The organism is Virgisporangium aurantiacum (assembly GCF_016863635.1).
GTDB lineage: Bacteria > Actinomycetota > Actinomycetes > Mycobacteriales > Micromonosporaceae > Virgisporangium > Virgisporangium aurantiacum.
Window position 1 is genome coordinate 152,208 of record NZ_BOPG01000037.1, and the last position, 25,121, is coordinate 177,328.

A 25,121-nucleotide genomic window follows, 5' to 3' on the forward strand; every position below is an offset into this window, starting at 1 on the left:
CATGCCCCGCGCCGACGCTCAGCGCAACTACGAGCGTCTCCTTGCCGTGGCCCGCGAGGTGGTCGAGGAGCAGGGGACGCAGGCCTCGCTGCGCGACGTCGCCCGCCGGGCGGGCGTCGGCCTCGGCACCCTGTACCGGCACTTCCCGACCCGCGAGGCCCTGTTGGAGACGCTGCTCGGCCGCGGCTTCGAACGCCTGGCGACGCGGGCCGCCGACCTGTCTGCCCGGCTCCCACCGGACGAGGCACTGTCGGAGTGGCTCCGCGACTTCGTCCACGGATCCGGCACGTTCCGCGGCCTGCCCGCCTCGATGCTCGCGACGCTGGCCGACGAGGGCTCACCGCTCCACGCGTCGTGCCGGGCGATGCGCGAGGCCGGCGCCCGGCTCCTGGCCGACGCCCAGAAGGCCGGCCACATCCGCCCCGACGTCGACGGGACAGACCTGTTCGCGCTGGTCAACGCGGTCGGCTGGATGGCCGAGCAGGCCCCGTCGCTCGCCGACCGGCGAGACCACCTGTTCGCGCTGATCCTGGACGCCCTGTCTCCCCGCCCTACGGGGTGAGGCGCGAGCGGAGCTCGTCCGAGTGGTCGGTCGCGAACTCGGCGAACGACCGGGCCGGCCGGCCGAGGATCCGCGGCACCGTGTCGGTGACCCCGGCCAGCGCGCCCTCGGCGACCTCGGCCCACAGGGCGGCCACGTCGTCGGCGAAGGGGGCGGGGAGACCCTGCGCGCGCAGCGCCTCCGCCATCTCGGCCGGACGCAGGCGGTGGAAACCCACCCGGCGACCGGCCACAGTGGACAGTTGTGCGGCGATCGCGGTCTGGGTGAGGGCCTCGGGGCCGGTGAGCACGAGCGTCTCGGCGGATTCGTGGTCGCCGGTGAGCAGGGCCGCGGCCACCTCGGCGATGTCGCGGGCGTCCACATAGGACACCGGGGCGTCGGTGTGGTGGCCGATGAGGTCGCCGTCGGCGGTGAACGAGCCGGCGCCGGTGACGAAGTTCTGCATGAACCCGTTCGGCCGCAGGACCGTCCGGTCCACAGTGGACGCCGTCAGGTGCCGCTCGATCTCCCAGTGCGCGCCCTGCGCCAGGCGTCCACCCGGCCGTGCGCCCTCGACCGACACCTTGACGATCCGGCGGACCCCGGCCCGAACCGCGGCGTCGATCGCGGCCTTCTGCTGCCGCACCATCGGCTGCTCGCCGTCGGCCGGCACGGCGCCGCCGGAGTTCAGGAACAGCCGGGTGACGCCGTCGAGCGCCGCGTCGAGACTGCCGGGCTCGTCGAGGTCGCCCACCGTGTAGGGGACGCCGAGCGCCGCGCCACGTTCGGCGTCACGGACGAAGGCGCGGACCTCGACCCCGCCCGCGGCCAGGTGACGGACGAGAGCGCGGCCGATCGAGCCGGTGGCTCCGGTTACGAGAATCATGACGTCGTCCTGTCCACTAAGCTGAGGGGGCCTCGACAATATATCGAGGGTGCCTCGACTTAGCCCGGGGGTTGTGGATGGCCGGCCGACGACCGCGTGCCGACGCCGTGCGTAACTACGAGCGACTCCTCGAACACGCCGAGGTGGCGTTCCGCGAGCAGGGCACCGGCGCGTCGCTGGAGGGCATCGCGCGGCAGGCCGGCGTCGCGATCGGCACGCTCTACGGGCACTTCCCGAACCGGCGCGCGCTGCTCGGCGCCGTGCTCCGGCAACGTCACCTCGAACTGTTCGCGTTCGGCGACGGGCTGCTCGCCGACGCCGGGGCCGCCGAGGCGCTCACGGAATGGACGCGCGCGGTCGCCCGCCACGCCGCCGCCTACACCGGCCTCGCCGACGTCATCGCCGGCGCCGCGGGCATCGACGACGAAACCTCAGAACTGCACGCGGCCTGTGCCCGGCTGGACGCCATCACGGAAGCGGTCGTCGCCCGCGCCCGGCGGCTCGGCAAGGTGCGCCCCGACGCGACCGCGGCCGACCTCACCGCGGTGATGGGCGCGGCCGCGTGGTTGCGGGGCCAGGCCTCGCCCGAACAGGCCGACCGCCTCATCGAGGTCACATTGGACGGTCTGTGCCGGCCACCACTCTGACGGACGCCGGGCAACGCCGGGCAACGCCGGGCAACGTCACGAACGCTACGGGCGTCGGACGAAACCGGCCAGGATGTCGTACGGGTACACGGTCGGCTTCTCGCTGGCCTTGTCGAGCCTGGCCAGCTGGTCGTCGGTGAGGATCCAGCCGGCGGCGCCGAGGTTGTCGGCCAGGTGGTCGGGCGTGCGGGGACCGATGATCGGGGCCGTGACGCCCGGCGCCTGCAGCAACCACCGCACCGCCACCTGTGCCACCGTGCGGCCGGTCTCGGCGGCCACCGTCTCGGCCTCGTCGAGGATCCGCCAGGTGCGCTCGGTGGCGTAGTTGTCCCACGACTCGATGAGCCCACGATCGGCGGCCAGCTCGATCCTGGTGCCGACGGGCGGCGCCGCCATGCCGCGGGTGAACCGGCCGGACAGCCAGCCGGCCCGCAACGGGCTCCACGGCATGACGCCCAGCCCTTCGTTGCGGCACACCGGGATCAGCTCCCACTCGGTCTCGCGGTCGAGCAGGTTGTAGAGCGGCTGCAGGGCGTCGTAGCGGGCCCAGCCGTGGCGGTCGGCGACGTCGATCGCCTTCTGCAGGTGCCACGCCGGCACGTTGCTGGCGCCGAGGTACCGGACCTTCCCGGCCGTCACCAGAGTGTCCAGAGTGGACAGTGTCTCCTCGATCGGCGTCGCGTCGTCGTAGACGTGCGTGTAGTAGACGTCGATGTGGTCGGTGCCCAGCCGGCGGAGGCTGGCCTCGACCGCGGTGCGGATGTGCTTGCGGCTCAGGCCGTCGTCGTTGGGGCCCGGGCCCATCCGTCCCCACACCTTGGTGGCGATGACCAGTTCGTCGCGGTTGCGACCGCGCAGCCACCGGCCGAGGATCGCCTCCGACTCGCCGCCGTTGTAGACGTCGGCGGTGTCGATGAACGTGCCGCCGGCATCGACGAACGCGTCGAGGATACGCACGCTCGTCGACTCGTCGGTCGGCCCGCCGAAGTGCATCGCGCCGAGGCACAGTTCGCTGACCTTCAGGCCGGTCCGGCCGAGGTATCGGTATTCCATCCGGTTACGCTAGGTCTTCGAGTGCGCTCGAAGACAAGGGCCGCGACCGCAACCGGCGGAGCATCCGCGCGTCGTCGAAGCCCGTGGTGCGGGCGGCGGCCTCCACTGTGGACCCGTGCGCGATCAGGTTCTCGGCCCGTTCCAGGCGCAGCGTCTGCTGGTACCGCAGCGGCGTCATGCCGGTGGCCGTGGTGAACAGGCGGGTCAGCGTGCGCGGGCTCACGTCGCACGCGGCGGCGATCTCGGCCAGCGGCAACCGATCCTGGTAGCGGGCGTCGATGAGGTCCTGCGCGCGGTGGACGGCGTCGCTGAGGTGGGCGCGGTGGCGGAGCATCGCGCTGCGTTGCGGCTCGTCGCCGTTGCGCCGCGCGTAGACGACCATCTCGCGCGCCACCTTCGCCGCGTCAGCGGCGCCGTGCCGCACGGCGATCAGGTGCAGGGCGAGGTCGATGCCGCTGGCGATCCCGGCCGACGTGATCACCCGGTCGTCGACGACGTAGAGCACGTCGCGTTGCACGCGGCTGGCCGGGTAGCGGGCGGCCAACTCGTCCTGCAGCGCGTGGTGGGTGGTGCAGCGTCGCCCGTCGAGCAGGCCGGCCTGCGCCAGCGCGTAGGCGCCGGCGCAGACGCTGGCGACCGTTCCGCCGATCGCGTGATGGGCCGCGAGCGCGTCGCGGGTCGCTCCGGAGAGCCGCGCGTGCGCTCCGAAGCGTCCCCGCCAACCGGGGACGATCACCAGATCGTCCGGTTCGAGCACCGGCCACGCGGTACCGGCCCGCAGCGGGACGCCCTGCGCGGTCGGCACCTCCTCGTGCTCGGCGACGTACCGCAGCCGGTAGCCGTGGCCGAGATCGGCGGCGGTGGAGAACACCTGCGCCGGCCCGGCCAGGTCGAGCAGGTGCAGCCGGGGCACGAGGAGGAACACGACGGTGGTCACGCCGAAACGTACTCCTTGACCGTGGTGATCGTCGCGAACCGGTGCGCCAGCGCGTACTCGGTGCGGGAGATGATCTCGTCGACGCCGAGCGTGAGCGGATCGGCGAGCACCTCGGCGTACGGGCGGCCGGCCGGGGCGTCGCGGTGCGGGATCGGGAACGTCGCGGTGGCGTCGGTGACGAACGTGACGTCGTACCCGAGATCGTTCGCGACCCGGGCCGTCGTCTCGCAGCACTGCTCGGTCTGGATGCCGCACACCACCAGCTCGCGGATGCCCTTCTCGGTGAGCACCTGCTGGAGGTTGGTGGTGGTGAAGGCGTTGCGGGACGTCTTGGTGAGCACCGGTTCGCCCTCCTCCGTGCCGAGGCCGTCCAACAGCCGGGTGTAGCCGTTGACGGGGTCGAACACCCCGCCGGTGCCCGGTTCGTGGTGCAGGATCCAGACAACGAGATCGCCGGACCCGCGGGCGGCCGCCACGAGCTCGGCCACATCCTGGACGATATCGGGATTCGAGACAGCCTGCCAGGAATCCCGGCGGGTGAAGGACTCCTGCACGTCGATGACGAGAAGCGCTTTGGTCATGGGATGATTCGACCAACCCAGCGCGCCGGGCGGTAGGCCGGATCAGGTCGGAGCCCGGACGGATCTGGTCACGCTATCGGAAAGATCGGCGTACCCGGCGTAGCCTGACGTCCATGACCGGAGTGCTGTCCGAGGCGCGGGGTGAGTCCACGCCGCCCCTGCTCGACGAGACCATCGGCGCGAACCTCGAGCGGACGGTGGCCACCTGGCCCGACCGGGAGGCGCTCGTCGAGGTGGCCAGCGGCCGCCGGTGGACGTACCGGGAGTTCGACACCGCGGTCGACGACGTGGCGCGCGGCCTCATCGCGTACGGGGTCGGTAAGGGCGACCGCGTGGGCATCTGGGCACCCAACTGTGCCGAGTGGACGATCAGCCAGTTCGCCGCCGCGAAGGTGGGCGCGATCCTGGTCAACATCAACCCCGCGTACCGCACGCACGAGTTCGCGTACGTGGCGAACCAGTCGGGAATCCGGCTGCTGCTCGCCGCGTCCCGTTTCAAGACGAGCGATTACCGCGACATGGTCGATCAGACGCGCGACGAATGCCCGGCTCTCGAACGGGTCGTGTACGTCGACACGTCCGACTGGGCCGACCTGATCTCGGCGGGCCGCGACGTCGCGGAGCTGCCGACGACGCTGAAGCCGGACGACGCGATCAACATCCAGTACACGTCCGGCACCACCGGATTCCCGAAGGGCGCGACGCTGTCGCACCGCAACATCCTCAACAACGGGCACTTCGTCACCGAACTGATCCGGTTCACCGAGAACGACCGGTTGTGCATCCCCGTCCCGTTCTACCACTGCTTCGGCATGGTGATGGCCAACCTCGGCTGCGTCACGCACGGCGCGACGATGGTGATTCCCGCGCCGGCGTTCGACCCCGCCGCGACGCTGCGGGCGGTGCAGACCGAGCGGTGCACGGCCGTCTACGGCGTCCCCACGATGTTCATCGCGATGCAGAACCACGAGGACTTCGCGTCGTTCGACCTGTCGTCGTTGCGCACCGGGATCATGGCCGGCGCGCTGTGCCCGGTCGAGGTCATGAAGCGCTGCGTCAACGACATGAACATGGCCGAGGTGTCGATCGCGTACGGCATGACCGAAACGTCGCCCGTGTCGTGCCAGACCCGCACCGACGACGACCTCGAGCGCCGCACCGAAACGATCGGACGCGCCGCGCCGCACGTGGAGATAAAGATCGTGGACCCGGCGACGGGCGAAACGGTTCCGCGCGGCGAGCCGGGTGAGTTCTGCACGCGTGGCTACTCGGTGATGATCGGCTACTGGAACGACGACGAGCGCACCGCGGAGGCGGTCGACGCCGACGGGTGGATGCACACCGGCGACCTGGCCGTGATGCGCGAAGACGGCTACTGCAACATCGTCGGCCGGATCAAGGACATGGTGATCCGCGGCGGCGAGAACATCTACCCGCGCGAGATCGAGGAGTTCCTCTACACGCACCCGGGCATCGAGGACGTACAGGTGATCGGCGTCCCCGACGGGAAGTACGGCGAGGAACTGTGCGCCTGGATCAAGATGAAGGCGGGCGCCCCGCCGTTGGACGCCGCCGCGGTGCGGGCGTTCACCGAGGGGCGACTGGCGCACTACAAGATCCCCCGGTACGTGATGATCGTGGACGCGTTCCCGATGACCGTCACCGGAAAGATCCGCAAGGTGGAGATGCGGGAAGTGAGCGCCCGCGAATTGGGCCTCTGACGGGTGTCGTATCCGGCCCGGCCCGTTCGACGTCATGGTATGAGAGAGCCTACTTCGACCCGTAACCTCGACCGGTACGGATCCGCCGAGCTTCCGTGGAGCCGTCCGCGCGACGTGCTCGTCCGCGACACACCCCACACCGACCTGACGTTCTTCGTCGCGACCGTGCGCCCCGACGGCCGTCCGCACTCCGCCGGGGTCGGCGCGGTCTGGAAAGACGACGTCCTCTACTTCACGAGCGGACCCGGCACGGTCAAGTCCCGCAACCTCGCCGCGAGTCCGGCGTGCACGATCTCGGTGCGGCTCGCCGGAATCGACCTGATATTGGACGGCGAGGCGCACCGCGTCACGGATCCGTCCACATTGGACCGGCTCGCCGCCTTCTACCGGGAGGGCGGCTGGCCCGCGCGGGTCGAGGGCGACGGGTTCACCGCGCCGTTCAGCGCGCCCAGCGCCGGCCCGCCGCCGTGGCACCTGTACCGCTTCACGGCGAGCAGCGCCGTGGGGGTCGCGACGGAAGAACCCCACGGCGCCACTCGGTGGAATTTCAGCTAACCCTTACGCCACTTCTGGTTGCTGGCACCGGTGCACTCCCACAGGTGCAGCGGGGAACCGTTGCCGGTGGCCAGATTGGCGACGTCGACGCACTTGTTCGCCTGGATGTTCACCAGGTCGCCGGCGCCGCTGAGGGTGAACTTCTGCGCGCCGGTTCCGTTGCACGTCCACAGTTGGATCGCGGCACCGTTGGCGGTCGAGCCACCGGACACGTCCATGCACTTGCCGAGCGCGGTCACCGATCCGTCGGCGTTGAACGTCCAGCGCTGCGCGCCCGTCCCGTTGCAGTCCCACAGTTGGAGGCGGGCGCCGTCGACGGCGTTGGACGACGGGATGTCGATGCAGCGGTTGCTGCCGGCGCCGATGATCGAGCTCGTGCCGCCACCGCCGCCACCGCCGTCGGTCCAGCCGTAGACGCGGACGTAGTCGACCGTGAGCTGCTGCGGGAAGGTGGTGGACCCGTCCGGGTCACCCGGCCAGAAGCCGCCGACCGCGACGTTCATGATCATGAAGAACGGGTGGTTGAACACCCACCGGTCGCCGCCGAGGTCGGCCGGGGTGCGGCGCTGGTACTGCACGCCGTCGACGAACCAGGCGATGTAGTCCGGCCCCCACTCGACGGCGAAGGTGTGGAAGGCGTCGGCGAACGCGCCGCCGATGCTGTAGCCGGCGCCGATGCCCTCACCACCCGAGTAACCCGGGCCGTGGATGGTGCCGTGCACCATGTTCGGCTCGCGACCGATGTTCTCCATGATGTCGATCTCGCCGCTGTTGGGCCAGCCGACCGAGCCGATGTCGTTGCCCAGCATCCAGAACGCGGGCCAGATACCCTGTCCGCGCGGGATCTTCATGCGCGACTCGAACTTGCCGTACGTCTGCGTGAACGTGGCGGAGGTGAGCAACCGCGCCGACGTGTACTGGCAGCTGCCGTACCAGCAGCTGTATCCGGCGGGGTTCTCGCGTCGCGCGGTGATGACGAGCTGGCCGGCACCGTTCAACGCCGCGTTGCTCGTGCTCGACGTGTAGTACTGGCGTTCGTTGTTGCCCCACCCGCCGCCGCCGATGTCGTACCGCCACCGGCTCTGGTTGGGTGCGGTGCCGGCGGCACCGTCGAACTCGTCCGACCACGTGAGCCCGCCGATCGCGGCCTGCGCCGGTGTGGTGACACCGGTACTGACCGCGACGATGGTACTCCCGAGGAGGACGGCGGTTGCCGCCAATCTGAGGCTCCGCAACAGTTTCATCGACCCTCCTACCGGTCCCGGGCCGCGGGCGGGCGACCCGAAGATAGACCTGAGTCGAACTCTAGAGATCGCCCGGTGGCGGGTCAAGAGAGCGCTCTCCGGGGAGTCGTCGCGCGCGGAAATTGGGAGGCCATCCGTGGATGGATGGCACAGACTGGTCGACGTGGACAGCCGCGAGATCGAGCAGTTCGAGCGCGACGGGTATGTCGCCGTGCGCGGTGCGTTCGCACCGGAGGTCGCCGCCGCGTGCCGCGACGTGATCTGGGACGCGTTGGGCGCGCAGGGCGTCACCCGTGACCCGGCCACGTGGACCCGTCCCGTGGTGCGGGTCGCCTGCCCGGAGGGTGGGCCGTTCGAGACGGCCGGCACGGCGCCGGCGTTGTGGGCGGCGTACGACGCGTTGATCGGGCCGGGACGATGGGCGCAGCGCAGGGGGGTCGGCGGGTCGGTTCCGGTGCGGTTCCCGTCCGAGGAGTTCCCGGGCGACGCCGGCTGGCACATCGAGGGCAGCTACGACGTCGACGGCGAGTACTGGGCCAACGTCCGGTCGCGCGCACGCGGTCTCCTCGCCCTTTTCCTCTTCAACGACGTCGGTGACCACGACGCGCCGACGCGGCTGGCGATCGGGTCGCACCTCGCGGTTCCGCCCGCGCTGGCGCCGGCCGGCGACACCGGGATGAGCTCGGACCGCGCGATGGCCGGGGTGCGGCCGTCGGTGTTGTGCCGCACGGTGGTGCACGCCACCGGCCGGGCCGGCGACGTGTTCCTGTGCCACCCGTTCATCGTGCACACCGCGACGTGGCCGCACCGCGGCACGACGCCGCGGATGGTGGCGCAGCCGGGGATCTACGTCGGCGACGGCTTCGCGACCGACGGGTCCGACCCGTCGCCGGTGGGGCGCGCGATCGCCGCCGGCCTCAGCGGCTGAGTCGCTGGTACCGCCGGACCGCCAGCGGTAGGAACACCGCGAGTATGACGGCCGGCCACACGATCGCCGCCGCGACCGCATGGCCCTCGATCCAGTAACCGCTCTCGACCGGCGGCGACTCGAACAGGTCCCGGATCGCGCCCGCCGTCGAGGAGACCGGATTCCACGCCGCGATCGTGCCGAGCCACCCCGGCATCAGCCCCGGCGGCGCGAACACCGACGAGATCATGCCGAACGGGAACGCGAGCGCGAACAGGTTGCCCGCCGTCTCGGTGTTCTTCACCAGGAGACCGAGGTGGATGCCCACGAAGATGAGCGCCAACCGCAGCCACAGCAACAGCGCGAACGCGCTCAGCGTCGCCGCCGTCGAGCCGCCCGGGCGCCACCCCAGCACGACCGCGATGACCGCCAGGATGACGAGATCGACCGTCGCGTGCAGGAGATCGGCGACGCCGCGCCCGGTCACCACCGCCGACGACGCCATCGGCATGGAGCGGAACCGGTCGATGAAGCCCTTCTCCTTGGTGATCGCCACCGCGAGTGCCGTGTTCATGAAGCCGAACGCCATCGTCATCGCGAACAGCCCCGGCATCGCGTAGTCGAGGTAGCCGGTGCCGGCGCCGTGACCGGACACGTCCATGGCGCTGCCGAACACGTAGACGAACAACAGCACCATGACGATCGGGAAGCCCAGTTGCCACGCGAAGTTGGCCGGCTGCCGCACCAGGTGCGTCATCTCCTGCACGACGACCGTCCAACTGTCCACAATGGCCCATCGCGCCCGGAGCGCGAGCGTGTCATCCACGGGATCCTCCCGTCAGGTGCAGGAACGCTTCGTCGAGGGTGGGGCGGCGCAGGCCCAGGTCGGCCACCGCGAGGCCGCGGCCACGGAGTTCCGCGGCAACCTGCACGAGGACGGGCACCCCGTCGGGAACCGACACGCCGACCGCGAGCGCATCCCGGTCCACCAAAGGTTTTCGCCCTTCGGCGGCCTTCTCGAGCACTTCCACGATCTCCGGCAGGTCGTCCGGCCCGGCGGCCACGACCTCCAGCCGTTCCGTGCCGATCCGCCGCTTGAGCCCGCCCGGTGTGTCCTCGACGACGTTGCGTCCCTTGTCGATGACGCCGATCCGGTCGCAGAGCTTGTCGGCCTCGTCGAGGTAGTGGGTCGTGAGCAGCACGGTGGTGCCGCGGGCGGCGAGGTCGCCGACGGCGTGCCACACCTCCTGCCGGCCGGCCGGATCGAGCCCGGTGGTCGGCTCGTCGAGGAACAGCACGGCCGGCGCGAGGATCATGCTCGTGGCGAGGTCGAGCCGGCGGCGCATCCCGCCGGAGAACACCTTCGGCGCCTTGTCGGCGGCGTCGGCGAGGCCGAACTGGTCGAGCAACTCGCCGGCTCGTTGCCGCGCGGCGGCCTTGCCGATGTGGAACAGGCGGCCGAACATCACGAGGTTCTGCCGGGCGGTGAGCGTGTCGTCGACCGCGGTGTGCTGCCCGGTGAGCCCGATCCGGCGGCGCACCCGCCGGGCCTCGGTGCGGACGTCGTGGCCGGCGACCTCCGCGCGGCCGCCGTCGGGTCGCAGCAGGGTGCACATGATGCGCACGGCGGTGGTCTTGCCGGCGCCGTTCGGGCCGAGCAACCCGAAGACGGTGCCGGCGGGCACGGCCAGGTCGAGGCCGTCGAGGGCGACGGTGTCGCGGTAACGCTTCCGGAGACCGTCGGTGAGCACGGCGGGTCCTTCCATGGGGCTCCCTTCATCTGGGTACGGTGTACGCAAATTTAGCGTACGGTGTACCCAGATCACAACGCGTTTGTAGGATGCTCGTGATGTCCACACCCGAGCCCACCGCCGCCGAGCAGGTCCGGCGCAGCATGGAACTGCTGTGGAACGGCGGCCCGCGGTCCGCGCCCGGGCCGAAACCGAGCCTGACGCTCGACCGGATCGTCGACGCCGCGATCACGCTCGCCGACCGCGACGGGGTCGACGCGCTCTCGATGCGGCGGGTGGCGGCCGAGCTCGGCGTCGGCACGATGTCGCTCTACCGGTATGTGCCCGGCAAGGCGGAACTGCTCGCGCTCATGCTCGACCGGGTCGACGCACCCGATCCCGCGTCGCCGAGCCCGGGGTCGTGGCGGGAGACGCTGGAGCGCGCCGCCCGCCGCACCTACCGCCTCTACCTGTCGCACCCGTGGCTACTGCAGGTCAACTGGACCCGGCCGGTGCTCGGCCCGAACTCGGTGGCCGGCCTCGAGGTGTTGATGCGTGGCCTCGACGGGCTGGGCCTGACGGGCCAGGAGTGCGTCGCCGTCGTCACGATGATCGACGCCTACGTCGTGGGCCAGGCCCGGAGCCGGATCCAGTACGACGCGGTCACCGTCCAGAGTGGACTGTCCGACGAGGAGTTCTGGACCCAGCAGTACCCGTTCCTGGCGAAGGCCATGGAGTCGGGCCGGTATCCGGCGATGGCCGCGCTCGACGAGGACGCGTTCGGGATGGGCTGGGCGGAGAACTTCGACTTCGGGCTGGACCGGCTCCTCGACGGCATGGCGGTGCTCGTCGAGGGCCGCTCCACGTAGCGGGTGACTCAGGCGAGCGGCAGCGCCGCCGCGACCGGCCAGGCGATCACCAGCGCGCCCGCCGCGACGGTGTGCCCCAGCGGGATCGCGGCCCGCCACGCCAGCGCCATCACCATGAAGTAGACCGCGAACAGGATCGCGACGAGCGGCGCGATCAGGACGAGGAACCCGGGCGCCAGCCCGACGACCGTGGCGATCGGAAGCGGCACGCAGACGAGCACCACGACCAGCATCGCCCACAGCGGCCGGCCGGCCGTGTGCGCGCCGGCCAGCAGGACGGCGGTGGCGAGCACGAGCATTCCGACCATCCACCGGTGCGGGCCGTGCGGCACCATCGCGGTGAGGCCGGCGTGCACGGGGACGATCACCGCGGCGCCGGCGACAACCGCGAGCGCGCCGCCGGTCGCCACCGCCCGCGGCGAGAGGCCGGGTACGTTGTCGCCGGCTCGTCGCCGGTACACCAGTTCGGCCGCCAGCAGAACCGTTCCGGCGCCCGCGAAGTAGCCGACGAGGTAACCGGACACCGGTGCCGGCATTGTCCAGGCCAGCAGCGGGCCGCCGACGATTCCGGCGACGGACGCGGCCACCACCGTGACGCCGAGCCACACCAGCCGGTCCCGGTCGGGTGTCGTTGTCCCGCTGCGCCGGGGCCTGTTGATGGACGCCAGGCCGGCGGCGAGCACGAGCAGCGCACCGGCCAGGGTCAGCGCGCCGGCGCCGACCCGCTGGGTCGCCGCGACGTCGGACCGGTCCGGCCGGTGCGCCAGCGCGTCGTCGAGCCAGCCGGCGGCCTCGCGGTGGGTCCGCCCGGCGAACAGGACACTGACGTGCTCGACCATCGGCACCGTGACGGTCCGGCGGCCCTCGACCCGTCCCGCGGCCCGGGTCGCGGCCCGGATGCCGCCCGGTTCCCACGCCCCGGCGATCAGCAGCAGCCCACGCGGACCCGTTGTTGCCACCTCACCGTCGGGCAGGGAGATCGCCACCGTGGCGGGGATCCTCGGGTCGGCCGCCCCCGCCCGGACCACCGCGGTCGCGCCCATCGAGTGCCCGAGCAGCGCCACCCGGTCCGGATCGACGTCCGGCCGCGCCCGGAGGTAGGCGACGACGTCGGCGATCTCCCGTTCGATGTCACCCAGCGGACGGGTGTTCGCGGCGTGGCCGGCGAGGTCGGGGAGGGCCACCACGTAGCCGCGCCGCACGAGGGTGTCGGCAAACGGACGCATCAGCCGCCCGGAGCCGGCGTACCCGTGCACGACGACCACGGCGGGGCGGCCCACGCCGTCTGCCGCGGGCCGGACCACCTCCACGGGCTCCGTCACTCCATTGTGGACGGTCTGAACCGGGCGACCGACGTGATGCTCGGCGGCAAGCTGGTGGTCGTGTGCGGCTACGGCGACGTCGGCAAGGGCGTGGCGGACGCGTTGCGGGGACAGGGTGCGCGGGTGGTCGTCACCGAGATCGACCCGATCTGCGCGCTGCAGGCCACGATGGAGGGCCTGTCGGTCGTGCGCGTCGACGACGTGGTGGAGAAGGCCGACATCGTCATCACCACCACCGGGAACCGAGACATCGTCATGGCCGCGGACATGGCCCGGATGAAGCACAACGCGATCGTCGCCAACGTCGGCCACTTCGACAACGAGATCGACATGGCCGGCCTCGCCGCGGTGCCCGGCATCGTGAAGACGGAGATCAAGCCGCAGGTGCACGAGTGGCGGTTCCCGAGCGGGCGCAGCATCGTCGTGCTCTCCGAGGGACGGTTGATGAACCTGGGCAACGCCACCGGGCACCCGAGCTTCGTCATGTCGAACTCGTTCGCGAACCAGACGCTGGCGCAGATCGAGCTGTTCACCCGTCCGGGCCACTACCGCAACGAGGTGTACCGGCTGCCCAAGGAGCTCGACGAGAAGGTCGCCCGCCTGCACCTCGACGCGGTCGACGCCCGGCTGACCGAGCTCACCAAGGTGCAGGCGGAGTACATCGGAGTCGACGTGGCCGGTCCCTACAAGCCCGACCACTACCGCTACTGACCGACACCCACCTCGACGCGTGCGGTCTCCGGAACCGCACGCGTCGGCGTGGGGGCGTCCAGCCGGGGGAGGAGCCGGTCGAGCCATCCCGGCAGCCACCAGTTCGCCTTGCCCAGCAGGGTCATGAGCGCCGGCACCAGGATCAGCCGCACCACCGTCGCGTCGAGGAACACGGCCGTGGCGAGGCCGAGGCCGACCATCTTCGTGAACGGCGACGGGTTCGCGACGAACGCCAGGAACAGGCCCGTCATGATGAGCGCCGCCGACGTGATGACCCGCCCGGTGGCCGTGATGCCGCGGGCGACCGAGGCCACGGTGTCGCCGCTCGCCCGGTACTCCTCCCGGATCCGCGACAGCAGGAACACCTCGTAGTCCATCGACAGCCCGAAGAGCGCGGCGAAACACAGCGTCGGCAACGGTGACGCGATGACGGTCGTCGCCTCCAGCCCGATCACGTCCTGCAGCCAGCCCCACTGGAACACCGCGACCAGCACGCCGTACGCCGCGCCGATCGACAGCAGGTTCATCAGCACCGCCTTCAGCGGCACCAGCACCGACCGGAACACCAGGAGCAGCAGCAGGAACGACGCGATCAGGATGCCGCCGACGAAGATCGGCAGCATGCGGTCGAGGTGCCGGCTGAGGTCGGTGGTCATCGCCGTCAGGCCGGAGACGGACGCGTTGGCGGGCAACATGTTCCGCACACGGTCGAGGGTGTCCGCGGTCGCCTCGTCGGCGGGCGCGGTGGTCGTCACCAGGCGCAGCACCACCGTGTCACCGGCCGGCGACACCTGCGGCGGGCTCACCGACGCGATGCCCGGATCGGCCGCGATCCGTTGCGCGAGACCGGAGACGTCTGCCGCGCCGTCGATCACCAGCAGCAGGGGGCCGTTTATGCCCGGGCCGAAGCCCTCGGCCAGCAGGTCGTACGCGCGGCGGTGGGAGGTCTCGGTCGTGTCGCCGCCGGCGTCCGGAAAACCGGTGCGCAGGCCGAGCGCCGGAGCGGCGATCGCGAGCAGGAACGCTGTCGCGACCACGAGGTAGGGCCACGGCCGCCGCGACACGGCGGCGGCGACCCGGCCCCACGGGCCGGATCCGGTCGTGGACCGCATCAGCGGTACCCGGCCGCGGTCGACGCCGTTGCCGAGCAACGACAGGATCGCGGGCAGCAGCGTCAGCGCGGCGGCCACCGCGCCGAGCACCACCAACGCGGTGCTGAGCCCGGTGGAGGTGAGGAAACCCATGCCGGTCAACGCGAGCGCCGACATCGAGACGACGATGGTGCCGCCGGCGAACACGACCGCCGGTCCGGCCGCACCCATCGCGTCGGCGAGCGCGGTGCGGTTGTCACTTCCCGCGCCGCGGTTGTCGCTTCCCGCGCCGCGGTTCTCGCGGTAGCGGGCGACGATGAAGAGCGCGTAGTCGATGCCGACGCCGAGGCCGATCATCGCGGCGACCGTCGGCGCGGCGGTGGAGACGTCCATTCCCCTGGCCAGCAACGTGATCGCGCCGAGCCCGAGCGCGACCACGAGAAGCGCGAGCACGATCGGCACCAGTGCCGCCACCACGCTTCCGAACGCGACGACCAGCACGATCAACGCGATGACGATGCCGACGGCCTCCGTGCCGGACGTCGGCGTCTCGGAGTTGATGAACGCCGCGTCGCCGCCGATCTCGGCCTGCAGTCCGGCCTGCCGGGCCGGTTCCAGCGCGTCACTCATCGCGGCGAACCCCGCGATGCCGAGGTCCGCCGAGGGCGCGTCGAAGGTGATTTCGGCGTAGCCGATCCGCCCGTCGGGCGCGATCGTCAGGTCCGCGACGGCGGCGACGTGCTCGACGTCACCTATCGCCGCGACCGCGCGGTCGACGGCGGCCCGGTTTCCCTCCAGGCGTTGCCCTTCCGGGGCCGCGAACACCGCGAGCGCGTTGCCGTCGGCCGCCGCCGGGAACCGCTCCTCGAGGAGGTGCATGGCGCGCTCGCTCTGGCTTCCGGGCGCGACGAAGTCGTCGGCGAACGAACCGCCGACCGTTCCCGCCAGCCCGAGAACGACGGCGGCGGCCACCAACCAGGCGGCGATAGTGATCCATGGCCTGCGGGCGCTGGCCGCGCCGAGGCGCCGGGTGAAGGAATTCATGGCGGCCATCGTGGGGGCGTCCGCCGGGCGCCGTCTTCCGGCGCCCGGCGGGCCACCGTCTCCATCCGAAGGCGGGGACGCACGTGAGGATGTCAGCCCAGGGGCGGATGACGCCGGTGGCGGGCTGTCCTACGGTGAGCCGACGTCGGGATCGTTGGGGGGTGGGCCATGAAGGTAGTTTCAGTGCGTGGCCCGTTCGCCCGCTGGCCACGGGTCAGCGACGCCGTGCTCGCGGCGGTGCTGTTCGTCATCACGGTCACGGTCGCCGAGGGTCCCGACGAAACGCTGGTCCTCCGGCCGGTGAGCTCGGTGCCCGTCCCGGTCGTACTGGTGATCGCGTGTGCGACGGCGGCCACGTACCTGCGCCGGCGGGCGCCGCTGCTGATGCTCGGCGTGGCCGCCGTCGGCTGGGCGGTGCTCGTGCCCACCGGCAGGTACGACCTGGGGTTCACGGTGCTGGTCGTCCTCTACAGCGCGGGCCGGTACGTGGCCGATGTCCGGCTGGGGCTGGCCGGCCTCGGCGTGATATCCGCCGCACTGGTGGCCGAGGGGCTGGTCCGGTCCACCCCGTGGGGCGAGACCGCGTTCGGGGTCGGCGCGCTGTCGCTCACCTGGTACGTGGGGCGGCAGTTGCGGCTGCGCGAGGAGCGCGCCGTCCAGCGGCGTCGGCATCAGGTCGACGAGGCCCGCCGCATCGTCGCCGAGGAACGCACCCACATCGCCCGTGAGCTCCACGACGTGGTCGCCCACCAGGTGAGCATGATGACGGTGCAGGCCGGCGCCGCCCAGGCCGTCGCCGACGCCGACCCGGAGGCCGCCCGGCGGGCGATGGCCGCCGTCGAGCAGGCCGGCCGGCAGGCCCTCGACGAGCTGCGCCACCTGCTCGGCGTGTTACGCCCGGAGTCCGGTGCCAACGGCGCCGACCCTGGCGCGACCGGCCCCCAACCGGGTCTCGCCGACCTGCCCCGGCTGCTCGACCAGGTCCGCGCCGCCGGCCTCACCGTCGACGTCCACGACGCCGTGCGAACGCCGTTGCCGATCCGGGTGCAGTTGTCGGCGTACCGCATCATCCAGGAAGCCCTCACGAACGTCCTCAAGCACGGCGGCCCCGGCACGCGGGCCGAGGTCCACCTGACCGAAGTGGATGGCACCATCACCATCGAGATCCTCGACCACGCCACGCAGCTCCCCACCCCGAGATCCGCCGACCAGCCCGTGGCACGAAGCGCCACCGTGCCATCCGTGCAGATCGCCGACCAGCCCGCCCCGCGAGGCTCCGCCGCGCGGCCACGGCGGGTCGCCGGCCACGGCATCATCGGGATGCGGGAACGTGCGGTCCTCCTCGGCGGCAGTCTCGACACCGGTCCCCACCCCGACGGCGGCTTCCGGGTCGTCGCCCGCCTTCCCGTCACCGGAGACGCGGCATGACGATCACGGTGGTCGTCGCCGACGATCAGGCGTTGGTACGGGGCGGGTTCGCGATGATCCTGGGCGTCCACCCCGACATCGACGTGGTGGCCGAGGCCGGCACCGGGTTCGAGGCGATCGACGCCGCGCACGAGCACCGCCCCGACGTCATCCTGATGGACATCCGCATGCCCGACCTCGACGGGCTCGAGGCCACCGCACGGATCCTGAACGAGGCCGACTGGCCCGTGCGCGTCCTGATCCTCACCACCTTCGACCCCGACGAGTACGTCTACCGGGCGCTGCGCGCCGGAGCGAGCGGCTTCGTGCTCAAGGACATCCCGCCGCAGCAACTGGCCGACGCCGTCCGAACCATCGCCGACGGCGGTGCGCTGATCGCGCCATCGATCACCCGCCGCCTCATCGGCCGCTTCACGGAACGCCGCTCGGTGAACACGGCCGTCGCCGCCCGCGCCCATCGCCTGACCGACCGCGAACGCGACATCGTCGTCGCGGTGGCCCGCGGCGCCACCAACACCGAGATCGCCCTCGACCTGCGAATCGGCCCGGCCACGGTCAAGTCGCACATCTCCAGCGTCCTCACGAAGCTGGGCCTGCGCGACCGCGCCCAGATCGTGGTGTTCGCGTACGAGAGCGCCCTCGTCCACCCCGGCGACCACGACATCGGCCACTAACACTTTCCGGCTTGCCCGCGTGCGGCCGCTCCGCACCCTGACCGGCGGGAGCCGCTCTGCTCGGGTGGCGGCTATCAACCTCAACAAGCGGTTCTCAGGTGCATTACCGCCACCCGAGCGCGCGCCAGGCCACTCGTCCGCGCGGCCGCCAGCACAACCAACCCTTCTCTCCCGTAAGGGTGCCGCGTCGCCGGGGGGCAGGCTCTCGCATGATCAACCTCACTGGCTGGAAAGTGGAGTGTCGCTGCACGTTTCCGCCAGTGAAGGTGATCATGCGAAGGGGTCGGGCGAACGGCGCGGGATCGCGCGCGTCTACCCGTCGAACCGGAACACCGGACGCGACCACCCGGTGTCGGTCACGCCGCCATCGTCGAGGGCGGCGCTGATCGCCCGCTCCTCGAAGCGGAAGTGCGACTCCATGATCGCCGCCAGCCCGTCGAGCTCGCCGCCGAGCGTCTTCAGTGTCGTGCGGTCGGCGCCGCTGGCCCGCTCCGCGAGGTCGGCGACCCGTTGGAGGATCGTGCCGATCATCCCGTGGTCCTCGACGAGCTTGTCGATCTTGCCGGCGAGATCAGGCCGTGCCCTGGCCAGTTCCGCGAACATGCCGGTGTCTTCGCCCTGGTGGTGCGCGGTCAACGCCGAGCAGAACGCGAGACAATGCGCGGCCAGCACCCCGGCACCGGCCACGCCGCCGGCCACGCCGCCAGTTTCGCCGCCGGTCGCCCCGCTGGTGCTGCTGCTGGTCGTGCCGCCGCCCACGCCATTGGGCGTGCTACCAGGCGTGCCACCGGGCGTCCTGCCGGCCACGCCGCCGGTCACTGCGCCAGCTTCGCCGCCGACCGGGCCGCCGGTCCCGGCGCCGGCTTCGCCGCCGACCAGGCTGCCAGTTCCGGCGCCGGCCTCCCCGCCGATCGACCCGCCGGCCTCATCGGCCTCAACGCGAGCGAGCGCGCTCCGCAAACGGGCGACACGAGCCCGCAACTCCCGATGCGCCGCGGCCAACTGCGCACTGAACGCGACCGCCCGGTCTTGATCAGACAATGCCACTGAACGGTGGCCCTTCGATTGCACACCTCCATGCCTGACGCGGTCCGTCACCAGCACGCGATGCTGCGTCTATTCGATCATGAGGCCCGCGAGGGTCGCAAATACCGGGGCCGGCGCGGGCCGAGCAACCGCACCATCGGCTGCTCGACGTACCGGTACAACAGTGCCGCCGAACCCAGACACAAACCGAACAGGCCGAGGGACGCCGCCAGCCCGGCCCAGCCGGAGTATCCGTGCGTCTGCCCGACCGCGCGCAGCACGCCGGTGACCACGAAGACGTGCACCATATAGAACGCGAACGATACCTCGCCCAGCCACCTGAGGGGACGGTTGCGGAACGGTGACCAGAGGTTCTCGACGTCGGCGCGGGCGGCGGCCGCGATGACCACGATGTAGGCGACGGCGAGCACGGTCGGCCACATCACCGCCGGCACCCACTCGTTCGAGCAGACTACCCACGCGGCGGCGAAGACTCCCAGCGACACCGGCAGTCCGGGGCCGCGCCACCGGGACCGCAGGCTCAGTTCCGCGGCCACCACCCCGAGCCAGAACTCCAGCGAGCGGACCACGGGGAAGACCTGCGTGAACCACCAGCGCCACGACTCCGGCACCAGCAGCTGTCCGGGCCAGATCGCCACCAGCATCAGCAACGGCAGCGCGACGGCGACGGCGTACAGCGCCCACGCCGGCAGCCGCCGGATCAGCGGGAGGACCAGCGGCAAGCATAGATAGAAGAACAGCTCGCACGACAACGACCAGCTGACCGTGTTGATGCTGTAGAACCAGCCGTTGGCGGGGAACCAGGCCTGTACCAGGAACAGGTTCACCACTGCCACGACCGGGTTCACCGGGTCGCCCCACCACACGCCGACCAGCAGGATCACGGCCAGCCACAGCACCGCGTGGTTGGGAAGGATTTTCACGATGCGCCGGCGGTAGAACGTCATTCTCTTCTCGCCCGGCCGGAACGACCACACGAGCACGAACCCGCTGAGGATGTAGAAGAACTGCACGCCGGACAGGCCCATGCCGAACACCCGGGAGATGAGCGTCCGCGGGCCCTCGTCGGCCATGATGCCCATCGTTCCCACGTGGAAGCCGAAGACGAGCATCGCACCGATCCACCGCAAACCGGTCAACGACGGAAGCCGGCTCTTCTCCGGAACGGGGGGCGCCGCGGGGCCGGGTGGCGCGTCGATCTGCAGTTGGGTTCGCATAGCGGGATCCACCTAACAAAAGAGACGCGGAACCCGCAACCGGTTGACCCCCGACCGAAACGGAATCGTGTCCACCTCAAGACCTGGTTCACCGCGCGCCAACTCCCGGATCCGCAGGTGAAAGCTCCCTAAGGTACAGACGCACGTCAATTAAACGGGGGACAGGGGGCGGGCATGACCCGTGTGACCACCGGACCGATGTCGGCGCGACGCCGGCAGCGCTGGGCCGACGGCTACGACCCGGAGAACACGCGCAGATCGCTGGTCGCGAGCGCGCTGAGACTGTTCGAGCGACGGGGGTTCGACCGCACCTCGGTGCAGGAGATCGCCGACCACGCCCGGCTGACCAAGGGTGCGTTCTACCACCACTTCGAGAGCAAGGACGACCTGCTGCGCCACATCCACGAGGAGTACCTGGAGGCCCAGCTCGCCGCCATCCACGGGATCGAGGCCGCCAGCGACGACCCGAGGATCCGGGTGGCGGAGCTGATCCGGTTCTGCCTCACCGAATACCGGGCGCACACGACGATCTTCCATCGGGAGCGTCGTCACGCCACGGGTGACGTGGCCCGCAAGCTCGGCCTGGTGGAGGCGGCGCTCGCCGGCATGGTCCAGGACGGCGTGGCGAAGGGCGCGTTCCGCCCGGACATCGACGCCCGGATCGCGATGTTCGGGCTGGTGGGGATGTGTGTGGGGGCGTACCAGTGGCTGCACCCCGCCGGACCGGCCGGCGTCGATGAGGTCGCGCGCCAAATCAGCGCGATGGTGCTCGAGGGCCTGTACGCGTCACAAAGCTCCGAGGTACCGTAGCAGCGGAGCGTAATCGAACAGTTGCCACCTGTCATTGTGAAATGTTTCAGGCTGGAAGGGCGCAGGCAGATGTGCCTACCTCGATCCGATCGTCAGGCGTCGTTGTAGCGGAGCGTGCTTGACCATATTCTCTACGTGACGGACGCTCACCAGGTTCAATTCAAGTTTCATCCGCTTGAGGCGTCCGCTCTGTTCCCGGCGGAAGTCCCGCCCGGGATGGGTGATCGGGGTTGAGGATGATCAAGGTAGTCGACGACGTTCACGGGGAGCTCCTCGAAGAGGCGTGGGCACTGTACTACGCGGCATTCAAAGATCTGAATGCCATGGCCGTGCAGCGGCACCTCATGTACCGCGCCGAATTCGACGACGTCATGCGCGATCAACGGGTGCAGAAGTACCTGTGCCTGGACGACACCGACTCGCTGTGCGGCCTGTCCACCTACACGAACGACCTCGACGCGGTTCCGCTGATCTCGCCGGCGTACTTCGAGCGGCGCTGGCCGGACCTCTACGCCGAGCGGCGCATCTGGTACTGCGGCTTCGTGGCCATCCACCCGAGGGCGCAGGCCGCGACCGCGTTCGGCGAGCTGGTCGAGGCCATGTACCGGCTGGCCGCCACCCAGAACGGGATCATCTCGCTCGACATGTGTCGATTCAACGACCAGAAGCGCCACATGTCCCGCGTGGTCCCGCTGATGTTGCACCGTCTCTCCGGCGAGGTGCGCACCGAACGCATGGACGAACAGTCCTACTGGCTCTACGAATTCCCCGCCGCCTGAACGTCTGCGGCCCGGCGGTCACCGGCCTGGCCGGGCGCGAGTCGCTTTCCGAGCCTTGCGCCCGGCCAGCGGTGCGACTGGAGGACTGATCGATGATCATCCCGGTGACGGGCGCCGTCGGTCGCGGGCCCACCGAACTGTCTGCCTTTGACGCCGCTCTCGTGGCGGCGGGGGTCGCCGACCGGAATCTGATCTATTTGAGCTCGGTCCTACCACCGGCCAGTTCGGTCCGGCGGGTCGCGCGGATCGTCGGCACGCCGGGCGGCTGGGGCGACCGGTTGTACTGCGTCATGGCGCAGGAGCGCGCCGCGGTGCCCGGCGCCCAGGCGTGGGCGGGCATCGGCTGGGGCCAGGACGATTCCGGCCGCGGCCTGCTGGTCGAGCACCACGCGCCCGACGAACCCACGCTGCGCGGCCTGGTCGCCGACTCCCTCGACGCGCTGTGCCGAAACCGGGGGATCACCCTGCCGGCGCGGGGCATCGTGGTCGCGGGCACCGAGTGCGTCGATCAACCGGTCTGCGCATTGGCCGTCGCGGTGTTCGAGGCCGCGGCCTGGCGCCGGGCCTCGCGCGTCAAAAAGAACAGGAGACGCACACCGCCCCGCCCGACTACGGAAATCTTTGCCGTACAATGCCACCCGTCAGTGTCTCAGTAGTCGAAAAACGCGCCAGATGGCGGATGTTGTTGATCGCGGTACGCGGCAGTCTCTGCACTGAGGGTTTTGATTCCCCTACCCTTCGTCAACCTGGCGGGGTCCCTCACGGGGCCCCCTTCCCCGCGATCAATCGGAGTTGCCGTGCCGAAAAGCACTCCCAGCGGCCCCGGCGTGCCGCAAAAGCGCCGATCTCTTCTCGCCGTCGCCACCCTGTCCATCGCCATGATCCTGCCGACCCTCTTCCTACCGACCCCGGCCGCGGCCGATCCGGTGGCGTTCGCCGGCTACACGGCGGTCATCCGGCGGACCAGCTACGGCGTCCCGCACGTGCTGGCCACCACCCTGGGCAACGCGACGTTCGGCCAGGGCTACGCCTACGGTCAGGACCGCTACTGCGACCTGGCCGACCAGATCGTCAAGGTCCGCGGCGAACGGTCCCGCTGGTACGGACCGGGCGCCGACGACATGAACCTGGCCAGCGACTTCGGGTACAAGGCGCTCGGGCTCGTCGAACTGGCCCAGGCCCAGGAGGCCCGGCTGACGGCCGAGGAGCGCGAACTCCTCAACGGCTACGTCGCCGGGTTCAACGCCTTCCTCGCCGTCACCGGCGCCAGCCGGGTGCCGGGCTGGTGCCGGGGCGCGCCGTGGATCGCCCCGATCAGCGCCGTCGACCTGCTCGCCTACCAGCGCGATCTCGCGCTGCTCGCCAGCGGCAACCCGCTGGTTCCGCTGATCGCCGCGGCGTCGCCGCCCGGAACGGCGGCGCTGGACGTGTCGCCGGCCGCCGCCGCCAACGCCCTGCGCCAGGTGGACGAGCAGCAGTCCGGACAGGCCGGCCTCGGCAGCAACGGCTGGGCGATCGGCGCCGACAAGTCCGTCAACGGCAAGGGCATGCTGGTCGCCAACCCGCACTTCCCGTGGCAGGGCGAACTGCGGTTCTGGGAGTCGCACCTGACGGTCGCCAACAAGCTCAACGTGTACGGCGGCTCGCTCGGCGGCCTCCCGGGCGTGCAGATCGGCTTCACCGACAAGGTCGCCTGGACGCACACCGTCGCCGCCGGTTCGCGCTTCACGTACTACACCGTCGACCTCGTGCCGGGCTCGCCCACCACGTACCTCGTCGACGGCGTGCCGGAGGCGATGAACCGCAAGCAGGTCACCGTGCTCGTCAACACCGGGTCGGGTGCGCCGGTGCCCGTCACCCGCACGATGTACTCCACCCGGTACGGGCCGGTGCTCGATCTGTCCTTCGTGGACCCGTCGTTCGGGTGGACGGAGACCCAGGCCATGACCTACCACGACGCGAACATCGACAACGACCGCATGCTGCGGCAGTGGTTCAACATCGCCCGCGCGCCCGACGCCGCCGGGGTGCGCGACGCGATCTCCCGCGACCAGGGCATCCCGTGGGTGAACACGATCGTCAGCGACGCCAAGGGAAACGCGTTCTACACCGACTCGTCGCAGACGCCGGCGCTGTCGCCGTCGTCGCTCGCCGAATGGGCCGCCCACCCGCTGGGCGCGCTGAACGGCAGCGACAGTTCCAACGCGTGGCAGAACCTGCCGGGCGCCCGCTCGCCGGGCCTGATCCCGTTCGCGCGGCAACCGCAGGCGGCCCGCCGCGACTACCTGTTCAACTCCAACGACAGCCACTGGGTGGTCCACCAGACCCAGCGCCTCACCGGCTTCTCGCCGCTGCAGGGCTCGGAGGAGGCGCCGCTGTCGGTCCGCACCCGGCAGAACCTCCGGCTGATCAACGGCCGCGAGCCGGGCACGGTCGACTCGCGGGGCCGGTTCACCGTGGCCGGGCTGGGTAACGCGATCCTGTCCGGCACCACGTACACGGCCGACGAACTGGCCGCGTCCACCGTCACCGCCTGCCGCGCCCGCGGCGCCACCCCGGTCACCGTCGACGGCACGGCCGTCGACCTGCGTCCGGGCTGCGACGTCCTGGCATCCTGGGACAAGCGGTTCGAGCTGGCCAGCCGGGGGGCGGCGCTGTGGCGGGAGACGATCTTCTCCGTCACGGCGCTGAGCCCGTCGGCGCTTTCCGAAGCCGGCCCGCTGTTCGGCGTCCAATATGATCCTGCCAACCCGACGAACACGCCGCGCGGTGCGCCGGCCGATCCGATGCCGCTGCTGGAAGGGCTCGCCCGGGCCATGGTCCGGATGCGATCGTTGGGATTCGCGCTGAACGTGCGGATGGACGCCGTGCAGTACACGTTGAAGGGCGCCGACCGGATCCCGGTCCCCGGCTCCACCGAAGACGTGGGCATCGCCAACATGGCCGAGTACTCCGCCGCTCCGGGCACGTCTCTGGAGCCGGTCTTCGACGCCGGCCCGCCGGTGCCCGGCTCCGACCTGACGAACAAGGGCTACGTCATCAACTACGGTTCCAGCTTCCTGCTGACCATCGGCTACACGGCGCAGGGCCTGGACGCCAAGTGCATCCTGACGTTCAGCGAGTCCATCGACCCCGGGTCGCCGAACTTCGCCGACCAGACCCGCCTGTGGTCCCAGAAGAAACTCCGCGACTGCAAGTACACCGAAGCCTCGATCTCCCAGGACCCCGCCCTATCCATCAAGGTGGTCGTCCAGGCCTGACCCCGTAGGTCTGCTCGCCGATCTTGGACTCCCGACGGTGCCACGGCACCCCAAGGAGTCCAAGATC

General features: G+C 70.8%; 23 protein-coding genes and 1 pseudogene. 13 read left to right on the forward strand and 11 right to left on the reverse strand.

The window, feature by feature from the left end:
- Position 1 precedes the first annotated feature (1 nt).
- Positions 2-562, forward strand: a complete 561-nt coding sequence (locus Vau01_RS30375; RefSeq protein WP_203999568.1) for a TetR/AcrR family transcriptional regulator — start codon at positions 2-4, stop codon at positions 560-562.
- Here Vau01_RS30375 and Vau01_RS30380 read toward each other — a convergent pair.
- A complete protein-coding gene (locus tag Vau01_RS30380; protein ID WP_203999571.1) occupies positions 552-1,427 on the reverse strand; it encodes an SDR family oxidoreductase in 876 nt (291 codons plus the stop codon). The genes Vau01_RS30375 and Vau01_RS30380 overlap by 11 nt on opposite strands.
- 77 nt (positions 1,428-1,504) lie before the next feature.
- On the opposite strand from Vau01_RS30380, the gene Vau01_RS30385 reads away from it, so the two are divergent.
- Positions 1,505-2,074, forward strand: a complete 570-nt coding sequence (locus Vau01_RS30385; protein ID WP_203999575.1) for a TetR/AcrR family transcriptional regulator — start codon at positions 1,505-1,507, stop codon at positions 2,072-2,074.
- A gap of 45 nt (positions 2,075-2,119) precedes the next feature.
- Here the strand turns inward: Vau01_RS30385 and Vau01_RS30390 are convergent, their stop codons facing one another.
- From Vau01_RS30390 to Vau01_RS30400, 3 genes are read right to left on the reverse strand one after another with little or no spacing between them, the layout of a single operon-like run.
- Positions 2,120-3,127: an aldo/keto reductase gene (locus Vau01_RS30390; protein WP_203999577.1), complete on the reverse strand. Its 1,008-nt coding sequence runs from the start codon at positions 3,125-3,127 to the stop codon at positions 2,120-2,122.
- A 4-nt stretch (positions 3,128-3,131) separates the two neighbouring features.
- Positions 3,132-4,064, reverse strand: a complete 933-nt coding sequence (locus tag Vau01_RS30395; RefSeq protein WP_203999579.1) for a GlxA family transcriptional regulator — start codon at positions 4,062-4,064, stop codon at positions 3,132-3,134.
- Entirely contained in the window at positions 4,061-4,645 is a 585-nt protein-coding gene (locus Vau01_RS30400; RefSeq protein WP_203999581.1) for a cysteine hydrolase family protein, read from the reverse strand. The genes Vau01_RS30395 and Vau01_RS30400 overlap by 4 nt, the downstream gene beginning before the upstream one ends.
- A 113-nt stretch (positions 4,646-4,758) precedes the next feature.
- Between Vau01_RS30400 and Vau01_RS30405 the strand changes: the two genes are divergently transcribed.
- Positions 4,759-6,366: an AMP-binding protein gene (locus Vau01_RS30405; RefSeq protein WP_203999583.1), complete on the forward strand. Its 1,608-nt coding sequence runs from the start codon at positions 4,759-4,761 to the stop codon at positions 6,364-6,366.
- Positions 6,367-6,405: 39 nt separating this feature from the next.
- Positions 6,406-6,921 carry a pyridoxamine 5'-phosphate oxidase family protein gene (locus Vau01_RS30410; RefSeq protein ID WP_203999585.1) on the forward strand — a complete coding sequence of 172 codons (516 nt, stop codon included), beginning with the start codon at positions 6,406-6,408 and terminating at the stop codon, positions 6,919-6,921.
- Here Vau01_RS30410 and Vau01_RS30415 read toward each other — a convergent pair.
- A complete protein-coding gene (locus Vau01_RS30415; RefSeq protein WP_203999587.1) occupies positions 6,918-8,165 on the reverse strand; it encodes a glycoside hydrolase family 16 protein in 1,248 nt (415 codons plus the stop codon). The genes Vau01_RS30410 and Vau01_RS30415 overlap by 4 nt on opposite strands.
- 163 nt (positions 8,166-8,328) lie before the next feature.
- Between Vau01_RS30415 and Vau01_RS30420 the strand changes: the two genes are divergently transcribed.
- Complete coding sequence (locus Vau01_RS30420; protein ID WP_203999589.1) at positions 8,329-9,093, forward strand: phytanoyl-CoA dioxygenase family protein; 765 nt, start codon at positions 8,329-8,331, stop codon at positions 9,091-9,093.
- Here Vau01_RS30420 and Vau01_RS30425 read toward each other — a convergent pair.
- Positions 9,083-9,898, reverse strand: coding sequence for an ABC transporter permease (locus tag Vau01_RS30425; protein WP_203999591.1), 816 nt, complete (start codon positions 9,896-9,898; stop codon positions 9,083-9,085). The genes Vau01_RS30420 and Vau01_RS30425 overlap by 11 nt on opposite strands.
- A complete protein-coding gene (locus tag Vau01_RS30430) occupies positions 9,891-10,838 on the reverse strand; it encodes an ATP-binding cassette domain-containing protein (RefSeq protein WP_203999593.1) in 948 nt (315 codons plus the stop codon). The genes Vau01_RS30425 and Vau01_RS30430 overlap by 8 nt, the downstream gene beginning before the upstream one ends.
- Before the next feature lie 83 nt (positions 10,839-10,921).
- Between Vau01_RS30430 and Vau01_RS30435 the strand changes: the two genes are divergently transcribed.
- Complete coding sequence (locus Vau01_RS30435; protein WP_203999595.1) at positions 10,922-11,671, forward strand: TetR/AcrR family transcriptional regulator; 750 nt, start codon at positions 10,922-10,924, stop codon at positions 11,669-11,671.
- Between the two features lie 8 nt (positions 11,672-11,679).
- Here Vau01_RS30435 and Vau01_RS30440 read toward each other — a convergent pair whose 3' ends face one another.
- Positions 11,680-12,897 carry an alpha/beta hydrolase family protein gene (locus Vau01_RS30440; protein ID WP_239151975.1) on the reverse strand — a complete coding sequence of 406 codons (1,218 nt, stop codon included), beginning with the start codon at positions 12,895-12,897 and terminating at the stop codon, positions 11,680-11,682.
- On the opposite strand from Vau01_RS30440, the pseudogene Vau01_RS30445 reads away from it, so the two are divergent.
- Positions 12,814-13,704 (forward strand): annotated as a pseudogene (locus Vau01_RS30445) (adenosylhomocysteinase); the annotation flags it as partial. The gene Vau01_RS30440 and the pseudogene Vau01_RS30445 sit on opposite strands and share 84 nt — an antisense overlap.
- Here Vau01_RS30445 and Vau01_RS30450 read toward each other — a convergent pair.
- Entirely contained in the window at positions 13,698-15,839 is a 2,142-nt protein-coding gene (locus Vau01_RS30450) for an MMPL family transporter (RefSeq protein ID WP_203999603.1), read from the reverse strand. The pseudogene Vau01_RS30445 and the gene Vau01_RS30450 overlap by 7 nt on opposite strands.
- A 168-nt stretch (positions 15,840-16,007) precedes the next feature.
- Here Vau01_RS30450 and Vau01_RS30455 point away from each other — a divergent pair, with 168 nt between their 5' ends.
- Positions 16,008-17,267: a sensor histidine kinase gene (locus Vau01_RS30455; protein ID WP_203999606.1), complete on the forward strand. Its 1,260-nt coding sequence runs from the start codon at positions 16,008-16,010 to the stop codon at positions 17,265-17,267.
- Positions 17,264-17,941: a response regulator transcription factor gene (locus Vau01_RS30460; protein WP_203999609.1), complete on the forward strand. Its 678-nt coding sequence runs from the start codon at positions 17,264-17,266 to the stop codon at positions 17,939-17,941. Before Vau01_RS30455 ends, Vau01_RS30460 begins: the two co-directional genes overlap by 4 nt.
- A gap of 312 nt (positions 17,942-18,253) precedes the next feature.
- On the opposite strand, the gene Vau01_RS64715 is transcribed toward Vau01_RS30460, so the two are convergent.
- Positions 18,254-19,045: a hemerythrin domain-containing protein gene (locus Vau01_RS64715; RefSeq protein ID WP_203999612.1), complete on the reverse strand. Its 792-nt coding sequence runs from the start codon at positions 19,043-19,045 to the stop codon at positions 18,254-18,256.
- 20 nt (positions 19,046-19,065) lie between these two features.
- Positions 19,066-20,205, reverse strand: a complete 1,140-nt coding sequence (locus Vau01_RS30470) for an acyltransferase family protein (RefSeq protein WP_203999614.1) — start codon at positions 20,203-20,205, stop codon at positions 19,066-19,068.
- Positions 20,206-20,379: 174 nt separating this feature from the next.
- Here Vau01_RS30470 and Vau01_RS30475 point away from each other — a divergent pair, with 174 nt between their 5' ends.
- The 4 genes from Vau01_RS30475 to Vau01_RS30490 all read left to right on the forward strand — a co-directional run bounded on the left by Vau01_RS30475 (position 20,380) and on the right by Vau01_RS30490 (position 25,054).
- Positions 20,380-21,015 carry a TetR/AcrR family transcriptional regulator gene (locus tag Vau01_RS30475; RefSeq protein ID WP_203999616.1) on the forward strand — a complete coding sequence of 212 codons (636 nt, stop codon included), beginning with the start codon at positions 20,380-20,382 and terminating at the stop codon, positions 21,013-21,015.
- A 236-nt stretch (positions 21,016-21,251) separates the two neighbouring features.
- Positions 21,252-21,794 carry a hypothetical protein gene (locus Vau01_RS30480; protein WP_203999618.1) on the forward strand — a complete coding sequence of 181 codons (543 nt, stop codon included), beginning with the start codon at positions 21,252-21,254 and terminating at the stop codon, positions 21,792-21,794.
- A gap of 92 nt (positions 21,795-21,886) precedes the next feature.
- Complete coding sequence (locus Vau01_RS30485) at positions 21,887-22,450, forward strand: pyruvoyl-dependent arginine decarboxylase (protein WP_203999620.1); 564 nt, start codon at positions 21,887-21,889, stop codon at positions 22,448-22,450.
- A gap of 141 nt (positions 22,451-22,591) precedes the next feature.
- Positions 22,592-25,054 carry a penicillin acylase family protein gene (locus tag Vau01_RS30490; protein WP_203999622.1) on the forward strand — a complete coding sequence of 821 codons (2,463 nt, stop codon included), beginning with the start codon at positions 22,592-22,594 and terminating at the stop codon, positions 25,052-25,054.
- The last annotated feature ends 67 nt before the right edge of the window (positions 25,055-25,121 follow it).

Coding starts and splice junctions, on each gene's coding strand:
- Vau01_RS30375 (WP_203999568.1), top strand. CDS start 2: ATGCCCCGCGCCGACGCTCAGCGCAACTACGAGCGTCTCCTTGCCGTG.
- Vau01_RS30380 (WP_203999571.1), bottom strand. CDS start 1,427: ATGATTCTCGTAACCGGAGCCACCGGCTCGATCGGCCGCGCTCTCGTC.
- Vau01_RS30385 (WP_203999575.1), top strand. CDS start 1,505: ATGGCCGGCCGACGACCGCGTGCCGACGCCGTGCGTAACTACGAGCGA.
- Vau01_RS30390 (WP_203999577.1), bottom strand. CDS start 3,127: ATGGAATACCGATACCTCGGCCGGACCGGCCTGAAGGTCAGCGAACTG.
- Vau01_RS30400 (WP_203999581.1), bottom strand. CDS start 4,645: ATGACCAAAGCGCTTCTCGTCATCGACGTGCAGGAGTCCTTCACCCGC.
- Vau01_RS30405 (WP_203999583.1), top strand. CDS start 4,759: ATGACCGGAGTGCTGTCCGAGGCGCGGGGTGAGTCCACGCCGCCCCTG.
- Vau01_RS30410 (WP_203999585.1), top strand. CDS start 6,406: ATGAGAGAGCCTACTTCGACCCGTAACCTCGACCGGTACGGATCCGCC.
- Vau01_RS30415 (WP_203999587.1), bottom strand. CDS start 8,165: ATGAAACTGTTGCGGAGCCTCAGATTGGCGGCAACCGCCGTCCTCCTC.
- Vau01_RS30430 (WP_203999593.1), bottom strand. CDS start 10,838: ATGGAAGGACCCGCCGTGCTCACCGACGGTCTCCGGAAGCGTTACCGC.
- Vau01_RS30435 (WP_203999595.1), top strand. CDS start 10,922: ATGTCCACACCCGAGCCCACCGCCGCCGAGCAGGTCCGGCGCAGCATG.
- Vau01_RS30440 (WP_239151975.1), bottom strand. CDS start 12,897: ATGCGTCCGTTTGCCGACACCCTCGTGCGGCGCGGCTACGTGGTGGCC.
- Vau01_RS30450 (WP_203999603.1), bottom strand. CDS start 15,839: ATGAATTCCTTCACCCGGCGCCTCGGCGCGGCCAGCGCCCGCAGGCCA.
- Vau01_RS30455 (WP_203999606.1), top strand. CDS start 16,008: ATGAAGGTAGTTTCAGTGCGTGGCCCGTTCGCCCGCTGGCCACGGGTC.
- Vau01_RS30460 (WP_203999609.1), top strand. CDS start 17,264: ATGACGATCACGGTGGTCGTCGCCGACGATCAGGCGTTGGTACGGGGC.
- Vau01_RS30470 (WP_203999614.1), bottom strand. CDS start 20,205: ATGCGAACCCAACTGCAGATCGACGCGCCACCCGGCCCCGCGGCGCCC.
- Vau01_RS30475 (WP_203999616.1), top strand. CDS start 20,380: ATGACCCGTGTGACCACCGGACCGATGTCGGCGCGACGCCGGCAGCGC.
- Vau01_RS30480 (WP_203999618.1), top strand. CDS start 21,252: ATGATCAAGGTAGTCGACGACGTTCACGGGGAGCTCCTCGAAGAGGCG.
- Vau01_RS30485 (WP_203999620.1), top strand. CDS start 21,887: ATGATCATCCCGGTGACGGGCGCCGTCGGTCGCGGGCCCACCGAACTG.